Here is an 18,225-nt window from a genome sequence, read left to right on the forward strand (position 1 = left end):
CCATTAGACAGATTTGGACCTCACGTTGATGTAAGGTCTCCAGACCATAGAATAGATCCCAAAATGGATTAATGTTTTGTCCATTGAATGAAAAAAACAAGGTATTGGTCGAAGTAATTCATTGAAGCAAGAAGTATAGCAGTAGAAACGTTTACACTACAATTAACGCGTTACCTTGAGTTAACGCTTCAACGAAAACATCTTGAATAGCGCGCGCATCTTTTTTTATCAGATTTTTAAAAGAGGGAGTGACCGGTTAAGATACGCTTATTGTTAGTAGCTGATTATGCAATTAGCCAGCAAGAAAACAGTTTTCGTTACAAATATGAACGTTATATCAGGTAAGCGCCAGAAGATTCTGATCTTAAAAGAAAAGCCAGAGTAGTGGTTGCAATTAAAATTGCCTAGGTTGCGTATTCATTAATGAAGCATAATATGGATTACTGGGGTTATTATGAGTTTGGTCATGGGACGTAAATCATCTGGCCGTAAGGGAACAGCAAATTAAATGGATGATTTAACAAAATTATTCCCTGATGTTGCGGATGCGAGAGCATCTTCACTTCGATAAAAATGAGCCCCAAAATGAAGCCTAATGTTCGTCAAATCGAGACCGCAAAGCCTAAATAACGTTAACTTTACCTAAGAACAGCAATTATTAGCATCACATAAATTCAAGCTCGGCTTTTTGGGTTGGAAGGTATAAACAATTAATCCCGAAACAACCTTTAACAAAAAGCCGAACATATTAAGCCGCACTGGAAAAGAGAACCAACACGTTACATTAGATTCCCGCTTAACACACCACACACATTGGTTTACCTGAAACGGGTTCGGGGTGAATTTCCGCTTCGATGCTGAATACCCGCTGTAATAATTTCGGTGTCATAACTTCCTCGGGTGAGCCTTGGGCGACAACCTGCCCTTGGGAAAGCAGCACCAGGTGGTCACAGTACCGGCTAGCCTGATTGAGGTCATGAAGTACGGTCACGACCGTTTTTCCTTCGTTGTTCAGTTCACGCAGTAGCTTCATCAATTCCACCTGATGGTTGATGTCAAGATATGTAGTGGGTTCGTCGAGCAGTACCACCGGCGTATCTTGGGCCAGAACCATTGCCAGAAAAGCGCGTTGGCGCTGCCCGCCTGAAAGATCGGTAACGCATTTATCGGCAAGATGGCTAATCTGCGTTTTTTCCATTGCTTGTTGTATAAGATGACGATCATGAGGTGCTAAACGCCCCCAAAATGTAAGCCAAGGGCTACGTCCGTATGCAACCAGTTCATGGACGGCGATCCCCTCTGGTGTGAGAGGATGTTGTGGTAAAAGCGCCAGATGTTTGGCGAGCTTGCGTGAGGAAAAGTGCGTTAAAGGTTCACTATCTATTGTTATCTTTCCGGATAATGGTGTTAATAGTCTCGAAAAGCATTTCAGTAATGTCGATTTACCGCAGCCATTGGGGCCGAGCAGCGCCGTGATTTTCCCTGTCGGGAGGGTGAGCGACAGGTCATTCAGAATGCGTTTCTCCCCATAGCCTGCAGATAACTTTTCCGTAGCCAGTTGCATTTAACGTGTCCTCACTAAAAGCCAGAAGAAATAAGGGGCACCAATGATGGCGGTCAGCACGCCAGCAGGCAGCTCTATCGGTGGCGCTATGGTCCTTGCCAGCAAATCGGCTAGCAGCAGAACTTGTGCACCCATAAGCATGGATGCGGGTATAAGCCAGCGATGCCGTCCTCCCACAAGTCTGCGAACGAGATGGGGTACTACGAGGCTGATAAAGCCAATCGGACCACAAACGGCGACGCCTGTTGCGGCGAGCGCTACTGCCAACATTAATCCCCAGGATTGTACGTGTGGGAGCGAAACGCCCAGTGTGCTGGCGCTGTCATCACCGAGTGCCAGCAAATCTAAATCGCGACAAAAGCGTAGGCTGAGTGGTATCAGTATCATCAATACCGGTAGGGCTATAGCTACAAACTGCCAGTCGCGCCCCCACAGACTGCCTGTCAGCCACAAAAGCGCGTTGTTGATATCTTGTGGGCGTGAGAGCATTAGGTAATCGGTGATGCTTGTCCAGGTAGCTGAAAGTGCCACGCCAACTAATGCAAGGCGCAGTGGAGAAGAGGGGCCGGCGATCGCTCGTAGCAGGATTAGCGCAGCCATTCCACCGCCAAAAGCGAGTAGCGGAAGCCACTGCACTGACAGAGAAGGGAAAAGGATCAGCGCACTTACCGACGCCAGGCTTGCTGCATGATTGACCCCCAGTACATCGGGGGAGGCTAAAGGATTACGAACAATCCCTTGGACCAAGACGCCGGAAAGCGCCAGCGCAGCGCCTACAGCGATGGCGAGTAAAATACGCGGCAAGCGGTACTGCGTTAGCACAAAGTGGTGTTTGTCACCGGGTTGCCAGCCGCTTATTAAAGCGTCCCAGGGAAGTGGTTGCGTGCCCATGCGTAGCGCTAGCACCAGCGTAACTGCCAGCAACACGACTAAAAGTAAGATAACCTGACGATTCATGTTCGCTTCCTTGCTAGCCAGACAAAGCAAGGAGCGCCAATCAGCGCCAGTACCGCACCTGCCGGGAGTTCTCCGGGCCAGGCCAGCGCACGGGCCAGTAAATCCGCAAGTAGCATAAATACCGCTCCCAGCAACATGCACATTGGCAGTGTGCGGCGCAGATCGTAGCCAACCCAGAACCGCGCCAGATGGGGCATTAGCAGACCAATAAACACGATTGGTCCCGCTACACTGACGCAGGCCCCTACCAGAATCAGTACTGCCAGACTGACGAAGATGCGCAGTCGCGTCAGGTTCACGCCAAGCGTATGGGCACTGACATCGCCAGCGTTGAGCAGATTAAGTGATTTCGCCAGCAACAAAACTACAGGTACAGTGACCACCACGAAAGGGAATAGTTGCCAGAATTCAGGCCAGCGGACATGGGAGACTCCCCCCGCCAGCCAGTAAAAAATGCCGTAAGCATGATCTTCGGCAAGCAGTAGCGTAATACGTGTTAGTGCCATACATAAGGCAGATAAGGCAATGCCCGCCAGAATTAGCTGGTTGCGATCGTATTTTTGTTGCCAGCTACCGCTTGCGGCCATCACCATCATCCAGCTAATTCCACCGCCACAGGCCGCCACCAAAGAAATGGAATATCCGGCTAGCGGTGCCGGGCTGAAAGCGCTGACCAACGCCATAGCCAGTGCTGCACCACTGTTAATGCCCAGTAAGGAGGGTGAGGCCAGCGGATTATGAGTGAGCGTCTGGAGGAGTGCACCGGCCAATGCCAGAGCCGCGCCAAGCAGAATAGCAACCAGACTGCGTGGTAGCCGCAGATTGATAACCAGTGCTTCAGGCAATGTCGGTGTATGACCTGGCACCAGTGCCTTGAGTGCGCTGATGGCGGGAATGGGAATAGCGGAATAGCAAAACAGGCTTAGCCAGAATGCACTAAGCAGTGCAACCAACGGCAATCCCCAAAGCCAGACCGGATGATGGCGGCGTCTCATGGTGTTTCATTAACCGGTTGATGGTGGAAGATTTTTACCGCATCGCTGCCAATGCGTTCAGCGGCAAATATCCCGCGCATACGAGCCCAGGTGTTGCTGTCTACCGCTGCTATCTGATGCTTGTGCTGTGCTGTCATCATCTGCCACAGAGTATCCTGCTGCCAGCGTTTCACGATGCTTTCCTGACGATAGTGGGCCACGATAAGCCAGTCAGGATTGAGTGCCAGTAACTGTTCCAGGTTGAGAGAAACCATTGCCGCATGATTAACTGATGCGGGAACTTTTAGCCCTAATGCTGTTAAGACGCTGCCGGTATAGGTATCGCTGGAGTGCAGGTTAAATTGCTGTTCGCGCGAGGTGCCAAAAACCACACTGACGCCTTGTGGCAACTGGCTGGCATAGCCTTTCATGCGTTCACGGTGCTCTGCCAGCCGTTTCTGCATCTCACTCTCTTTCCCCATGACTTTGCCGATGATCGCGGCAGATTGCAGGTTCTCTTCGTAGGTTTCGTTGCGGGATTTTAGCAGCAGGACAGGAGCGATGCCCTTGAGTGCCCGATAAATCCCCGCGTGGCGTTGACTGTCTGCAATGATGAGATCAGGTTTCAGCGCGCTGATGGCTTCAAGGCTTGGTTGGGCGCGAGTGCCGGTTGATTGCCAGGGCTTAATACGCTGGCGAACATCGGTGAGGATGCGCTGCGGATCGTTATCATCGGCAATACCCACCGGGCTGATATTGATGGCGGCCAATGCATCAGCAAATGACAATTCCAGCACGACTACGCGCTGGGGAACGGTATTGAGGGTAAAACTGCCCTGCTCATCCTGTACCGTGACCGCAATGGCATGGGGCAGGCTGGTGAAGAAGAGCAAAGCGATAAACGTAACGCGAATCAGTGCAGACATAACTTAACTCCAGAAGTAGCAAAGCCGGGCAATGGCCCGGCGAACGGATTAATGTAACATCAGAACTTTAGCGAACCCTGCATATAGAACGTACGTGGCTGCCCGGCGTAGATGCCTTTGTTATTATCATCATAGGAACGGGTGTAATACTCGTGGTCAAAGATGTTTTTCACCCCAAAGGCCACACTCAGATTAGCCATTTGTGGACCGAAGTCATACGCCACGCGCGTATCCCACAGCATAAAGCCCGGAATGCGGCCGGTGCTGCCATTGGCGCTTTCCTGCACGGTATTCGCGTTATCCGCAAATTGGCTGGATTGGGATGCGCTATTGAGGTTGAAGGTCCAGTTACCCGGTTTGTAATCTATGCCAAATGCACCTTTATGTTTCGGTGAGAACGGCACTTGATTCCCGTAGGTGTTGCCCTCTTCACGAATTTCCGCGTTGACATATATGTAGCTGGCGTAAACCGAAACGTTATTCAGTTTGGGAGTAAGTTCGGAAAGATCGTAACGTGCCTGAGTTTCCAGCCCAGTGTGTCGGGTTTTTCCACGTGCCGTAACCGTATCATTAGTCTGGTTGGAGTCGTATTGATTGTTGAAATTAATCAGGAACAGCCCCATTTCCGCTGCCAATGCGCCGTCGTCGTAGCGAGTTCCGACTTCCCAGGTTCGCGCCTTTTCAGGTTCTACATTGCCGCTTTTCACCGCTTTGCCAATTTGGCTGTACTGTACGGTACCGAACGAGCCTTCCGTATTGGCGTAAAGATTCCAGCTATCAGTAAGGTGATAAAGCACATTGAGTGCGGGCAACGGCGCATCATAACTGACTTCTTGGCGGGTGCCTTTTACATTGTTGTTTTGGAAGGATTTGATATGTTCGAATCGTATCCCCGGCGTGATGGTCCAGTTGCCGATATCAATGCGGTCATCAATATACCAAGCATGTGCCTCGGTGCCGGAGCGGGTATTACGGTCATAAGGGCTTGACGTGCTGGGTAATTCGCCGCTGCTGGTGGCGGTGTAGTAACGCATTTCGTGACTGGATTCATTCACATAACGGTAGCCGATCCCTACTTCGTGGGCCGAAGGCCCTAAATTGAAGAGCTGGCTATAGCGTGGTTCGATGCTACGCACCCAATATTCTCGTGGGGAAAGAGTAATGCGCTTGCCCTGCTCAAGATAACCGCTGCGCAAGGTATGAGTATATAAGCCCTGAATATTGAATTTGTGCTGCTGGTCGGGTTGATACTGATAGCTGAGACTTGCGAGCTGACGGCGGCCCCAGAAGCGGTCATATGGGCGAGTGGATTGCCAGCGATTGGCATCGTAATCGGCGCGTGAAAGGCCCCCGGGCATATCCGCACGGCCATCGTAATATTGCAGTAGGCTATTGAAGGTGTGCACTTCATTGGGAGCATAGCGGCTTTTGAGCATCACATCGTCAATGTGTGTGGCGCTATGTTCGCGCCAGTCGCTGCCGCGTGTGCCGGAGTAGAGAAGCGCCGTGCCGAAACCGTTATCTGCTGTACCGCCAATCATGAAATTATGGGTTTCTTTTGGATTATTTTGTGAAGATGTGGGGCTAAGTTGTCCTTCCACACTTGCGTCAATACCAAAATCCTGCGGGATAGCGCGGGTCACGAAATTCACCACACCACCGACGCTTTGTGGCCCGTAGCGCACAGCGCCGCCGCCGCGTACCACATCTACTGCGTCCATGTTGCCGAGAGATACTGGCGCTAACGATAGCTGTGGCTGTCCATAAGGCGCGAAGGGTACCGGAACGCCGTCCATCAAAACCGTAGAACGGCTGGCGAGACGAGGGTTCAGGCCACGGATGCCAAAGTTCATCGCCAGATCGTGGCTGCCGGTACCATTGTTTTCTGGTGCGTTGACGCCGGGAATGCGGTTCAGCACTTCACGCATAGTGGTTGCGCCTGTTTTGGCAAAATCTTCCCGGCGGATAACATCACGTGCGCCTGCATGTTCAAACACGTCAGCTTCACGCGCACTACCTAGCCAGTCGCCTACCACGGTCAGCACATCTTTCTGCGCAACAGGGGCGGGTTTGAGTGTGAACGTGTTATCACCCAATGTCTTCACCTGCAAATCAGTGCCGATCAGCAAGGTGTTCAGTCCATCGGTGATGGAGTAATTGCCGTGTAGACCGCGACTCTGTTTGCCGCGGGTTAAGCTGGCATCTACTGAAAGGGTAATACCGGCGTGGGTGGAGTACTGATTAAGAACTTTATCCAATTCGCCCGCATTAATGTCATAGTGTGTGCTAGCTGGCTCTACCGCAGCATACGTTATCCCTGAGGTTAGGCAAGCCACCGGTAACAGGCTCAAACGAATCGCCATTACCAGCGGTGTTGCTTTGTGAAGCGCGCGCAGTGGCTGTGCACGTAAAGGCATCATAACGTCTCCATAATCATTTTGTTGCTGTATTCACTTATGAAGTCGAACGAGGAAACAAAAAGGACAATTGAAAATGATAATTTTTTACGTTAACGATTTTTCTGCGGGCAGAACATTCACCCAATAACGGGTAATATACTGAATCTTAACGGGAAGTGTTTTCTCTATGACGGTTAATATCGTATCGGTATTTTTTATCGGGAAAGTACCGCTTAACCGTAATGAGGAAACGGCCGGGTCGCAGCGTAATATACCGCTTCGATAGCGAGCGAGGGTTGCTATTACTTCACTCAGAGGCTGATCGCTGAAGCATAGTATGCCTTGCGTCCATACGTTGTCTTCGTCGGTTGCTGAGGTCAGTTCACCAAAATCGGTGGCGCTGAATCTTAGGCTTTCACCTTGACGCACAATACATTTGCGGTCAGCGCTGGTCAGTATCACCTCTACGGCATGTTGCTGCACGCTAAGTAGTGTGGTGTTGGCTTCCTGACGAACCGTAAATTTGGTACCTAGCGCGGTTAGTTGCGCATGACGGGTTTGTACACGCAATAGTTTTGCTTCGGTATCATGCCCGGTAGTGATGGCAATTTCGCCGTACCGGAGATGTACCAGACGTTGTTGAGGAGTAAAATGGACATCGACGGCACTGTCGGTATTGAGTGTAAGCAGTGTGCCATCGCTCAGTCGATGATGCTGAATATCCCCCTTAGTTGTATGATAATCGGCCCGCAGGCCCTCACCCACTTCCGAGCACCACAGTTGCCAGCCACCGCCAGCTCCTAGCAGCAACAGTATGCCTTTCATCACTCTGCGTCGTGACAGGTGAGTTTCCTGAAGTGCATGGCTTGCCACATTGCCGGGCACGACCAGCATCTGGTTGCGCAGATTTTCCACTTGCTGCCATGCCCACTGATGATCCTGATGCTGTTCGTACCAGCGCTGCCATTTTTCAGTTTGCAGCGGACTGACCTGATCGCTACTCAGTATTGCATACCAGTGTGATGCTGATTTTAATGCCTGGCGGCGAGAGTGGGTTAACATGGTGTTCATATCAGAGTCCATGTTCCAGGCGAAACAGCAGGCAGTGCTCGGTGGCTTTGGCCATATATTTTTTCACGGAACTGACAGACACATTGAGGCGTGAAGCAATGTCGCTGTAGGTCAGATTTTCAAGCTGGCACAGTAAAAACGCTTGGCGCGTTTTGTTGCTCAGGCCATCGATCATCTGGTCGATTTGCTGGAGTGTTTCAAGTTGACACTGACGGATTTCCGGTGAGGGCATAAACGCCTCGGGCCGTTGCGCCAGCAGTTCCAGATAGGCTTTTTCCAGCGCGTTGCGGCGAAACAGATCAATCATTACCCTTTTGGCGATCGTACAGAGGAAGGATTTTTGGTCGCGAATGGCTTGTAGCGAGTCGCCGGCCATCACACGCAGGAAGGTATCCTGCGCTACGTCATCGGCGTCAAAAGACGATTGCAATTTGCGTGTGAGCCAGTTTTTCAGCCAGCCATGATGCGCGCCGTAAAGCGATTCAAACGTTAGCTCAGCGGAAACAACAATGCGGTCAGACATACCCTATAACATCAAAAGTCAATAATCACGGCATCATCTTAATGTGAGAATAGTTATCATTACAATCACTACGAAGGTTTTTTATTTTATGTTGACGTAACTCAAGTCGGCATAGCCGGGAGACCTATCTTTGTTTCTTTAAGATATTGGCGAAAGCGGTCAATAAAGACTGAGTTATGGCCGGAAAAAACTTGAAATCAGTCATAAAAGAGCGGTAGAGAAAGGTGAAAATCGGCACGACCAACCCAGAAAGTAGATTTATACACTGTGCCAATTAACCTAAAGAACGCTTTTTACTTACTTCGCAGATCCTGATTTACTCAGGCTAGACTATGTGGTTTATCGTTTTTCGTGTTATCTGAAAGCAAAGGGTTACAGAAACTTTCTCTCATTCAAGTAGAAGTAAATATGCTTTATCCTGAACGTGATAAAGAGGCAAGTGTACTATGAGTAAACAGGTAAAAACTTAAATCATCAAAGGTAAAAAGAAGTGATTAAGGATTTTTTAAAGCGGGTAAAAAACTTGACGTTATATTGATATTAAAAGAGAAAACATCGGAGGAAACGGGTTTTAAATTGATTAACCAAAGTGATAAAATAACAGTGTTAACCTAATAATACGATGTTATATCAAAACATTTAACGGGATTAACGGGATTAACGGGATTAACGGGATTAACGGGATTAACGGGATTAACGGGATTAACGGGATTAACGGGATTAACGGGATTAACGGGATTAACGGGATTAAAATTTATTAAAGAAATGGGCGTTGATTTTAATACCATTAACATACCTTTTACCCTTTCTGGTTTTAAACCGGGTTAGGCGATGAAAAAACTATTATATTTACATTAAGAGCCTATCTCAATAGACGTAATTGTTGCAGGCAGTTTGAGCACTGCCCAGGTTCAAAATGGCAAATAAAATAGCCCTATTGAGATAGGCAGTAAACTACTCAATAAAAACTATTTTCTAAATGAATTTTTAATTGAAAAGATGAAAAACCTTGTAACGGGAGTTGCTTTATAGGTTTATCATCTCTATTAACATGGTTAACCATTTCTTTTTACCTGCATATTAATTTTTTGGTGATCACACGATCATTTTTATCGGTGATTAATCAGCTAAGAGTTAAAAAAACAGGTGCTCCATTAATGCGAGGTTTTTAAAAGGTGAAGGGGGACTAAAAACGGCCTATTGACTACCATGTTTAATGCATTTATCGGCAATGTTATTCTTCGGTTATTTTGTATTTTACTAACCTGTTATGGCTATTTAAAAACGAAAATGTCGGGGGTTTTTGTTTAAGTGATTGATTTTTTATAAATAAACTTTCATTCATAATAATGGTTGATTGTATTTAATCTATACCCTATGGATTTCAAGATGCATCGCGACGGCAAGGGAGTGAATCCCCGGGAGCATAGATAACTATGTGACCGGGGTGAACGAGTGCCGCCAACAAAGAGGCAACTTGAAAGATGACGGGTATAAGTCTATTAATAGAGAGTTGAAAACAAACTAGTACGTAAAATGTTATTATCCTAACAGGATGATATGAAAGTATTTTCTCACTGTTATTTTGTGAAGCAAACTGTAAAAAACAATGTAATAAAAAAGGGATAAAACGGTTAATTTGGCCGGATTTAAGCCCTGAAAAAGAGGTGATTATCCGAAAAAATAAAGGGGTATCTTTATATCATCAGATTATTTATTGGCTAATTCATGTAAAAAACAAATGGTGGTGGCCTATAAAAACTGCTTAAAATTATCTATAACATAGTGTTAATAAAGATAAAAAGCCGGGGTAACCTACGTTAGGTAAACGTAAAGTACGATATCTCATAATGATTAAACTTAGTGAAAAAGCAAGTGTTATAAGTGGTAAAAACAACGGTTAAAGTTTTATGCTAATTAAAATCATCGGTTAAAAAAATGACTTTTAATAATGGTTTAAAACCTGCCAATTATAAAACCATTAATGGAAGCAGAGAAATAAAAACTGGTTTGGTTATGTTTATGTTTCCGAGGGAAAAGATAAATGATAATATGAGTCCGTTAATCCGTTAATCCGTTAATCCGTTAATCCGTTAATCCGTTAATCCGTTAATCCGTTAATCCGTTAATCCGTTAATCCGTTAATCCGTTAATCCGTTAATCCGTTAATCTATTAATCTATTAATCTATTAATCTATTAATCTATTTTTTAAAATGAAGCGCTTTAATAACGTTTTCAATCGGAGAGTAAAGCTTTTATAAATCAGTTAAATAATCGATGATAAAAAAACGGCATGATAAAATCCCCAGATAACTGATTTAACAGAATACAAATAGGAGCCCTGTAAATACGTCAGTTTAAACTTGCTTTACCTTGTTTTAACCCGTTGAATAGCATATTTTTGCTATGATTTGATTTAAACCATTTTCTCTTTTTATGTTTTTAACAGGCTAAAATCAGCTTATCTCATTGTTTTTAAAATTATTTTATTGATTGGTCAACGCTTAAATACCTGTTAATTCGTTGGCGCTTTCACCATCGTTGTATGAATGGTATTAATGACAATATTAATCCAATCCAGTGAAATACCATTCTTTTTAAGGTCGTCTCTTGGTTTGTTGGTGGTATCGCTTTTATCTTTCCACCAAAGCCATACCATCGTCATGTGTGCGTAAGTACATCTTTAACTGGTGTCCCATTTTTTGCAGACTGACCTGACAAATGATAGTAAAAGCTATTAGTATTGGGAAAACGATCACTTTAGTTTGAAAACTATTTTCAGGGAAATATAAATGTTACATGTACTTGCATGGCCTGATCTGTTTATTTGCATTTTTGTCGTTTTCTTTGCTTATCTGGTTTTTGGTATGGCCGGGTTTGGTTCTGCTCTTATTGCTAGTCCAGTTCTGGCATTTTATATTCCTGTAGCGAAAATTGTTCCTGTGCTCGCGTTGGTAGATTTAACCGCCGCAGTGATTAATATTACTAGAGAGGGTAAAAAATCAGAGTTTAGTGAGATCAAGTTAATTATTCCATTAATGGTTGTCGGTAGCTTGATTGGTGCTGCCATTCTATTGATGGCCCGACCTGATGTTTTAGTTCTGGTGTTGGGGGTATTTGTTGTTTTCTATTCACTTTATTCACTATTTTTCAGTAAAACCTACCGTCAATTCCCCGCTAAAGCCGCTATTCCATTTGGTCTGAGTGGAGGTATTTTCAGTGCGTTATTTGGTAGTGGGGGTTTTCTTTATGCCATTTATCTAACCGGGCGGATATCAGATAAGCAAATTTTCAGGATCACCCAGACGACTTTAATTGGTTTCAGTACCCTGACGAGAGTGATTATTTTTGTTGTCATGGGTATTTATCTGGATACCTCATTTTTGTTATTGATATTGGTATTTATTCCAGCCATGTTGTTGGGAATCTATTTTGGCCGCCAAGTGACACTGAAAATCTCCAGAGAAACATTCTTGAAGTTTATCAATATTATTGTGCTAGTTTCGGGCTTAATGCTGATATATCGCTATATATTTACTTTCTGAAATATACCCGTCATCTTTCAAGTTGCTTCTTTGTTGGCTGCACTCTCTCACCCCGGTCACATAGTTATCTATGCTCCCGGGGATTCGCTCCCTTGCCGCCGCGATCCATCTTGAAATCCATAGGGTATAGTAACCAATAATAATTAATACATTCAATATAATATCGTTAATTTGTTGTTTTCAGTTCATTTCATATTTATTCTCTCTATTTTTGCTGGATAGATATAAATAAAATGAACAGTCGTGATTATAGAAATAATAATTTTTTTGCCATTTTTACTATTACCTCAAGTGTCGCTGTTATTGGCATTGTCATTGGTTTGACTATCCCAATGATAGCGTTACGCTTGAATAGCCAAGGTATTGATGAGTTGTACATTGGTTTAATTTCTGCGGCTCCGGCATTGGGGGTTCTTTTGAGTGCTCCGGTCGTCCAGAAAATTGTAGCTCTGGTAGGTAAGAAACACGTCATGATGATTGCAACAGGGGTTTCTGCTGGCAGTTTGCTCCCACTTTTGGGCTCGTTGCCGATGGAGTTGCTTTTTCCTCTGCGGCTAGTTACTGGTGCTGCTAGCGGGTTAATGATCTGTCTAGGTGAAACCTGGATTAATGAACTCTCTGAAGAGAATAAACGAGGCAGGGTACTGGCTGTTTATACGACGGTTTTTACTATTAGTCAGTTGCTTGGCCCTTCTATTATTGCTTTTTATGGTATCGCAGATAAAACGCCGATACTGATTTGTACTCTGATTCATATCTTTTCACTGGTGCTCTTTGTCATGGTAGATCAGAAGAAAGGCGATGAGTTACCGCAATACGGTAAGAAATCCAATTTCTCTATTGTTCAATTTGTGAAGATTGCACCGGCGATCTGTGGTGGTGTGCTATTTTTTTCCTTTTTCGACGGGACTATTCTTTCTATGTTTCCCATCTACGGGATGAGTTGTGGGTATACCGAAGCGGTAGCTGCATTGATGATAAGTGTCGTTCTTGCTGGTGATGCAGTGATGCAGCTCCCGTTTGGTTGGTTGGCGGATCATATGAATCGTATGCGCCTATACCAGATTTGTGGTGTAGCAACGCTCGGAGCAAGTGCATTATTACCGTTTGTTATGACATATCAGTATCTTATCTGGCCTTTGTTGATTGTTTTAGGGGCAACTGCCGGGGCTATCTACACCATTGCATTAGTCCAAATTGGTCAGTATTTTTCAGGAAATGATCTGATAGTGGCTAATGCCGCGGCGGCTATGTTGTGGGGTATTGGGAGTTTGTTTGGGCCACTGCTTGCCGGTATAGCGAGTTCAGTGACGCCATCAGGTTTACCTATTCTACTTGTCGTCATTGCAGCGCTATTTCTGATTTCAACAATGGATCGGTTTAATCCACAAAGTAATAAAAGTGATAAAAGTGAAGTGTTCAGTCGATAGTTGTACAGGTGTAAACGCTGGCTGTGAATGGCAGTCAGCAATGAGTAAATTTTATGTTTTTTCAAAGGGCTGGTGAGTCGAATCTTAAGATTGAAACATTGCGATTAATTATTGCGAAAAGTTTAATCTCTGGAAATTATTCTGCTAATGCTTGGCGAAATAATACTGTTAGCTATTGATTTAGACACTATGATCACTGGATAATCTTTCGCCTCAAATTCTCTCACTGTTTTCTATTCTAAAAGCCAAACGATTGCTTTTATGATTTGTTGAACCGATTGGTGCAATGTTCATTAAATTGTTGTGTTATTAAGCAAGGTGATCGTTTTCGTTTGATGAGGAAGTGGAAGAAGTACCATGAACATAATGCAGGGGAACGACATGTTTGGCACTCAGGCACCAGTTAAATGCAAACTGGACAAGTATTTTAAATTGACTGAACGTGGCACAACGGTACGCCGTGAAATTCTGGCAGGGATCACAACTTTCTTGGCGATGGTTTATTCAGTCATCGTTGTACCGGGAATGTTAGGGCAGGCGGGGTTTCCCCATACTGCTGTCTTTATTGCGACTTGTTTGGTTGCCGGTTTTGGTTCTTTGTTAATGGGGCTGTGGGTTAACTTGCCAATGGCAATTGGTTGTGCAATTTCGTTGACTGCATTTACCGCTTTTAGTTTGGTTTTAGGACAGCAAATTACTATTCCGGTTGCACTCGGTGCGGTATTTTTGATGGGATGCTTGTTTACGGTGATTTCTGTTACCGGTATTCGTTCTTGGATTTTACGCAATATACCAATGGGCATTGCGCATGGTGCAGGGATTGGTATTGGGCTGTTTTTGTTACTGATTGCGTCAAATGGTGTTGGTCTGGTCATTAAGAACCCGCTGGAAGGTTTGCCTGTTGCTTTGGGTTCGTTCACCTCTTTTCCGGTTATGATGACTCTGCTTGGGTTGGCTGTTATTTTTGGCTTGGAAAAATTGAAAGTTCCCGGTGGGGTGCTGTTGGTGATCGTGGTGATTTCAGTTATTGGGCTGATTTTTGATCCGGCGGTGAAATATCAAGGGTTCTTTAAGATACCAAGTCTGGGAGATGATGGCCTGTCCTTGATTTTTAGTATGGATATTATGGGGGCTTTGCAGCCAATTGTGTTACCCAGCGTGTTGGCGTTAGTCATGACTGCGGTGTTTGATGCGACCGGTACCATCCGTGCGGTAGCAGGGCAAGGGAACCTGTTGGATAAAGGTGGACAGATTATTAACGGCGGTAAAGCGCTGACTGCCGATTCTGTCAGTAGTATTTTTGCCGGTGCTATCGGTGCTTCTCCGGCTGCGGTATATATCGAATCAGCTGCGGGTACCGCCGCAGGTGGCAAAACAGGTTTAACCGCAACAGTTGTCGGTATTCTGTTCTTGTTAATTTTGTTCTTTTCTCCACTTTCCTATCTTGTACCAGCCTATGCTACTGCGCCAGCGCTGATGTATGTTGGTCTGCTGATGCTGAGTAATGTTAGAAAGCTGGATTTCGATGATTTTGTTGGGGCGATGTCCGGTATGCTGTGTGCGGTCTTTATTGTGCTGACCTGCAATATTGTAACCGGTATTATGTTGGGTTTCAGTTCCCTAGTTGTTGGTCGTATCTGTTCCGGTGAATGGCGCAAATTGAATATCGGTACAGTAGTAATTACGATCGCTTTAGTAGCATTTTATGCTGGTGATTGGGCTATTTGATTGATTAAAAAGTGCGTAAGGTCTGTTCACCCTTGCGCATTTTGTCATTTCTTGCGATTACTTTTAAATTCTCAATTATTTCCCCTCTATTTATCTGGTTAGTTTACAATATTCCTGCAATTCTTTCGGATACGGCTCCGTGTGTATCTACCTTTTTCGATTGATTCAGTTACTTTAGTATTAAGATTTGTTCTCACTGTTTTTGTGTTAACGGGAAGAAAAAGAGTTTCAATCTGTATACCAACGGTTCTTAGGCAAATTGTAAGGGCAACATGGAAATATTCTTTACTATTCTGATCTTGATTTTGGTGGTTTCAGTTTCTGGTGTTCTGACTAAAGTGATTCCGTTCCGCATACCTCTGCCGTTAATGCAGATTGCAATGGGAGCATTGCTAGCTTGGCCACACTTTGGCTTACATGTTACTTTTAATCCTGAGTTATTTCTCGTTCTGCTAATTCCTCCTTTGTTATTCGTTGATGGCTGGAAAATGCCAACCAGAGAGTTTTTCCAGTATGGACGGGAAATTTTTATACTGATGCTGGTATTGGTGCTGGTTACTGTTGTCGGTATTGGTTATCTGATTTACTGGCTGATGCCAGGTATTCCGTTAATTGCTGCTTTTGCCCTTGCTGCTGTGTTATCGCCAACAGATGCGGTGGCTTTATCATCCATTGTTGGAAAAAGGCGTATGCCTAAGCGCATGATGAATGTGATGGAAGGGGAAGCGTTAATGAACGATGCTTCCGGCCTGGTAGCCTTAAAGTTCGCTGTCGCGATAGCAATGGGAACGATGGCATTTTCTGTTACTGGCATGACCATAGAATTCTTCAAAGTTGCTATTGGCGGTTTGTTATCCGGTATTGCAGTAACCTGGTTGTACAGTAAATCCCTGCGCTTAATGAATCGTTGGAGCGGTGGCGATCCGGCAACCCAAATTGTTTTCATGTTGCTGTTGCCGTTTGCTTCTTATCTGATTGCAGAACATATTGGCGTTTCCGGTATCCTTGCCTCGGTTGCCGCAGGTATGACGATCAGTAAATCTGGGGTCATCCGTAATGCTCCGTTGGCAATGCGTTTGCGTGCTGATAGTGTCTGGTCAATGCTGGCGTTCGTGTTTAACGGCCTGGTGTTTATCATGTTGGGCCTGCAATTGCCGGGGATCTGGCAAACTTCCGTTATACAGGCAGAAATTGATCCAACCGTTGAAACCTGGATGCTGTTCGCCGCGGTGGCAGTGATTTATGGCGCCCTTTTATTACTGCGTTTCTGCTGGTTATGGCTGATGAAGAATATCAGCAAAGTTTTTATGAGAAAAAATCCACTGAATTTTGCGACTTATACCACCCGTGAATTGTGGCTGGCATCTTTTGCCGGAGTTCGTGGTGCAATCACTCTTGCTGGTGCACTGTCTGTTCCTCTGTTTTTGGCGGATGGTACGCCATTCCCGGCTCGTTATCAGCTTATCTTTATTGCCGCAGGGGTCATCCTGTTCTCGTTGTTAATTGGTGTCCTCTCTTTGCCATTCCTGTTACGGGGAATGCAAACTTGCGATAAGGAGGCAGATATCAGTGAGGTACGAATGGCGCGGGCCGCTATGGCGGAAGTAGCGATTGTCAGTATGAATAAGATGGAAGAGCGTCTTTCTGCTAGCCCCGAAGAGCAGTTGGATGCTGAGGTGATTACTGAGGTTGCTTCCAGGGTCATTGGCTATTTGCGTCGCCGTACTGTGGGGCAGGATGAGATAGAACATAATCTGCTAGTGGAAGATTTGGAACGTCGTTTTCGTCTGACGGCATTAAGGGCAGAGCGTGGTGAGTTGTATCATCTGCGTGCAACTAGAAAAATTAGTAATGAGACACTTCAAACCTTGCTGCATGATTTGGATTTACTGGAAGCGCTACTGGTACAGAAAGAGCATTGATATCCTGTAATTTGTTGGTTATCACGATCATCTTGTGAGTCGCCTTGTTCAGCCTGATCGGTGGATGTTTCACCTGTCAGGTTGATAGCTGATTCTATAGTGTTTACTCGTATCTGGCTGGTGGTATTGGCTTTCCCGCCGTAGATACCGGAACCTCTTGGCAATGATGAATAATATGTTGGTTCCGGTGGAATGGCTGATAAATTTACCATTGAAAGGCGTTTGGTTACTGTGTTGTTATGAGGTCATCGACGCTTATTTTTGAAATTCCTTTTACGAATGGCAGATTATCCATCGCGTGTTGACGTGCGGAATGGATAAATGCGTCAGTCTCAGGCTGGTGCTGTTCGCCTTGACGGACGGCAGCGTACAGCCTGCTCCATAAACCTTCTCCCAGTGTCTTAGTGACCACTAACTCTTGCCTTTCAAATGTCTCAACAACCCAATGTGGCAGGGCCGCGATTCCCATGCGGGCAGCGACCATTTGGATCAGTAACAGGGTGTTATCCACATTTTTCAATGTAGGGACAACCCCCGCCGGCTGCAAGAAACGTCGCCAGATATCGAATCTCTGACGTTGAACGGGATAGATCATCAATGTCTCATCAATTAAATCTTTTGGCTGTATGTGCAGTTTATTGGCCAGAGGATGATCCGGAGCAACAACCAGTTTGACCTCATAATCAAATAGCGGTGTGTAGTGTAAATGACTCTCAGGGAGAATATCTGATGTCAAAACGACATCCAATTCTCGTTGCAGTAATGCAGGTTGTGGATCAAAAGTGACGCCGGATTTGAAATCCACATTGACTTGTGGCCAGGTTTCTCGGAAATGCTTGAGTGCAGGTGTCAGCCATTGAATACAACTATGACATTCAATAGCGATACGCAGATTTGTTTGGCCCGGCTCTTTACATTCGCGCAGTGCATTTTGAACCAGAGGGAGCACTTGTTCTGCTAGTCGTAATAAAACTTCACCCTGTGGCGTGAAACGAAGCGGTTGACTTTTACGAATGAACAACCGGAAGCCAAGGCGATGTTCAAGATCGCTGAACTGATGAGACAACGCGGATTGTGTTTGATGCAGATGATTGGCTGCTGCCGCTAATGAACCACAATGACTCAATGATTGTAATGTTTTTAGATGTTTTATTTCGATCATGAGAAACCTTCAGGATGATAATG

15 protein-coding genes are annotated in these 18,225 nt (G+C 45.3%); 4 read left to right on the forward strand and 11 right to left on the reverse strand.

The window, feature by feature from the left end:
- Positions 1-796: 796 nt before the first annotated feature.
- The 8 genes from fecE to AACQ38_RS18665 all read right to left on the reverse strand — a co-directional run bounded on the left by fecE (position 797) and on the right by AACQ38_RS18665 (position 11,080).
- Positions 797-1,564 (reverse strand): Fe(3+) dicitrate ABC transporter ATP-binding protein FecE, encoded by a 768-nt coding sequence (gene fecE / locus AACQ38_RS18630; RefSeq protein ID WP_011148533.1) that lies wholly within the window; start codon positions 1,562-1,564, stop codon positions 797-799.
- Complete coding sequence (fecD, locus tag AACQ38_RS18635) at positions 1,565-2,521, reverse strand: Fe(3+) dicitrate ABC transporter permease subunit FecD (protein WP_011148532.1); 957 nt, start codon at positions 2,519-2,521, stop codon at positions 1,565-1,567. It lies immediately after the preceding gene.
- Entirely contained in the window at positions 2,518-3,516 is a 999-nt protein-coding gene (fecC, locus tag AACQ38_RS18640; protein ID WP_011148531.1) for an iron-dicitrate ABC transporter permease FecC, read from the reverse strand. Before fecC ends, fecD begins: the two co-directional genes overlap by 4 nt.
- Positions 3,513-4,421, reverse strand: a complete 909-nt coding sequence (locus tag AACQ38_RS18645) for a Fe(3+) dicitrate ABC transporter substrate-binding protein FecB (protein ID WP_011148530.1) — start codon at positions 4,419-4,421, stop codon at positions 3,513-3,515. The genes fecC and AACQ38_RS18645 overlap by 4 nt, the downstream gene beginning before the upstream one ends.
- A 59-nt stretch (positions 4,422-4,480) precedes the next feature.
- On the reverse strand, positions 4,481-6,841 hold the full coding sequence (gene fecA / locus AACQ38_RS18650; RefSeq protein WP_165578792.1) for a TonB-dependent Fe(3+) dicitrate receptor FecA: 2,361 nt from the start codon (positions 6,839-6,841) through the stop codon (positions 4,481-4,483).
- 84 nt (positions 6,842-6,925) lie between these two features.
- Positions 6,926-7,891 carry a ferric citrate uptake sigma factor regulator FecR gene (fecR, locus tag AACQ38_RS18655; RefSeq protein WP_165578793.1) on the reverse strand — a complete coding sequence of 322 codons (966 nt, stop codon included), beginning with the start codon at positions 7,889-7,891 and terminating at the stop codon, positions 6,926-6,928.
- A 1-nt stretch (position 7,892) separates the two neighbouring features.
- A complete protein-coding gene (gene fecI, locus AACQ38_RS18660) occupies positions 7,893-8,414 on the reverse strand; it encodes a ferric citrate uptake sigma factor FecI (RefSeq protein ID WP_011148527.1) in 522 nt (173 codons plus the stop codon).
- Between the two features lie 2,516 nt (positions 8,415-10,930).
- On the reverse strand, positions 10,931-11,080 hold the full coding sequence (locus AACQ38_RS18665) for a hypothetical protein (protein WP_165578794.1): 150 nt from the start codon (positions 11,078-11,080) through the stop codon (positions 10,931-10,933).
- Positions 11,081-11,207: 127 nt separating this feature from the next.
- On the opposite strand from AACQ38_RS18665, the gene AACQ38_RS18670 reads away from it, so the two are divergent.
- Positions 11,208-11,960 (forward strand): sulfite exporter TauE/SafE family protein, encoded by a 753-nt coding sequence (locus tag AACQ38_RS18670; RefSeq protein ID WP_113049794.1) that lies wholly within the window; start codon positions 11,208-11,210, stop codon positions 11,958-11,960.
- Here AACQ38_RS18670 and AACQ38_RS18675 read toward each other — a convergent pair.
- Positions 11,925-12,116 (reverse strand): hypothetical protein, encoded by a 192-nt coding sequence (locus AACQ38_RS18675; RefSeq protein ID WP_165578795.1) that lies wholly within the window; start codon positions 12,114-12,116, stop codon positions 11,925-11,927. The genes AACQ38_RS18670 and AACQ38_RS18675 overlap by 36 nt on opposite strands.
- A 77-nt stretch (positions 12,117-12,193) precedes the next feature.
- On the opposite strand from AACQ38_RS18675, the gene AACQ38_RS18680 reads away from it, so the two are divergent.
- The 3 genes from AACQ38_RS18680 (at position 12,194) to AACQ38_RS18690 (ending at position 17,040) form a co-directional block, all read left to right on the forward strand.
- Positions 12,194-13,390 carry an MFS transporter gene (locus tag AACQ38_RS18680; RefSeq protein ID WP_165578796.1) on the forward strand — a complete coding sequence of 399 codons (1,197 nt, stop codon included), beginning with the start codon at positions 12,194-12,196 and terminating at the stop codon, positions 13,388-13,390.
- A gap of 381 nt (positions 13,391-13,771) precedes the next feature.
- A complete protein-coding gene (locus AACQ38_RS18685) occupies positions 13,772-15,118 on the forward strand; it encodes an NCS2 family permease (protein ID WP_109791877.1) in 1,347 nt (448 codons plus the stop codon).
- A 272-nt stretch (positions 15,119-15,390) separates the two neighbouring features.
- Positions 15,391-17,040: a Na+/H+ antiporter gene (locus AACQ38_RS18690; protein ID WP_165578797.1), complete on the forward strand. Its 1,650-nt coding sequence runs from the start codon at positions 15,391-15,393 to the stop codon at positions 17,038-17,040.
- On the opposite strand, the gene AACQ38_RS18695 is transcribed toward AACQ38_RS18690, so the two are convergent.
- On the reverse strand, positions 16,980-17,252 hold the full coding sequence (locus AACQ38_RS18695; protein WP_165578798.1) for a hypothetical protein: 273 nt from the start codon (positions 17,250-17,252) through the stop codon (positions 16,980-16,982). The genes AACQ38_RS18690 and AACQ38_RS18695 overlap by 61 nt on opposite strands.
- 14 nt (positions 17,253-17,266) lie before the next feature.
- On the reverse strand, positions 17,267-18,202 hold the full coding sequence (metR, locus tag AACQ38_RS18700) for an HTH-type transcriptional regulator MetR (RefSeq protein WP_011148511.1): 936 nt from the start codon (positions 18,200-18,202) through the stop codon (positions 17,267-17,269).
- Positions 18,203-18,225: the final 23 nt, after the last annotated feature.

It is taken from the genome of Photorhabdus sp. RW14-46 (assembly GCF_963887965.1).
In the GTDB taxonomy this organism is placed as follows: domain Bacteria; phylum Pseudomonadota; class Gammaproteobacteria; order Enterobacterales; family Enterobacteriaceae; genus Photorhabdus; species Photorhabdus laumondii.

Excerpts from the sequence above, each read along its gene's own strand:
- fecE (WP_011148533.1), bottom strand. The coding sequence starts at position 1,564 with ATGCAACTGGCTACGGAAAAGTTATCTGCAGGCTATGGGGAGAAACGC.
- fecD (WP_011148532.1), bottom strand. The coding sequence starts at position 2,521 with ATGAATCGTCAGGTTATCTTACTTTTAGTCGTGTTGCTGGCAGTTACG.
- fecC (WP_011148531.1), bottom strand. The coding sequence starts at position 3,516 with ATGAGACGCCGCCATCATCCGGTCTGGCTTTGGGGATTGCCGTTGGTT.
- AACQ38_RS18645 (WP_011148530.1), bottom strand. The coding sequence starts at position 4,421 with ATGTCTGCACTGATTCGCGTTACGTTTATCGCTTTGCTCTTCTTCACC.
- fecA (WP_165578792.1), bottom strand. The coding sequence starts at position 6,841 with ATGATGCCTTTACGTGCACAGCCACTGCGCGCGCTTCACAAAGCAACA.
- fecR (WP_165578793.1), bottom strand. The coding sequence starts at position 7,891 with ATGAACACCATGTTAACCCACTCTCGCCGCCAGGCATTAAAATCAGCA.
- fecI (WP_011148527.1), bottom strand. The coding sequence starts at position 8,414 with ATGTCTGACCGCATTGTTGTTTCCGCTGAGCTAACGTTTGAATCGCTT.
- AACQ38_RS18665 (WP_165578794.1), bottom strand. The coding sequence starts at position 11,080 with ATGACGATGGTATGGCTTTGGTGGAAAGATAAAAGCGATACCACCAAC.
- AACQ38_RS18670 (WP_113049794.1), top strand. The coding sequence starts at position 11,208 with ATGTTACATGTACTTGCATGGCCTGATCTGTTTATTTGCATTTTTGTC.
- AACQ38_RS18680 (WP_165578796.1), top strand. The coding sequence starts at position 12,194 with ATGAACAGTCGTGATTATAGAAATAATAATTTTTTTGCCATTTTTACT.
- AACQ38_RS18685 (WP_109791877.1), top strand. The coding sequence starts at position 13,772 with ATGTTTGGCACTCAGGCACCAGTTAAATGCAAACTGGACAAGTATTTT.
- AACQ38_RS18690 (WP_165578797.1), top strand. The coding sequence starts at position 15,391 with ATGGAAATATTCTTTACTATTCTGATCTTGATTTTGGTGGTTTCAGTT.
- AACQ38_RS18695 (WP_165578798.1), bottom strand. The coding sequence starts at position 17,252 with ATGGTAAATTTATCAGCCATTCCACCGGAACCAACATATTATTCATCA.
- metR (WP_011148511.1), bottom strand. The coding sequence starts at position 18,202 with ATGATCGAAATAAAACATCTAAAAACATTACAATCATTGAGTCATTGT.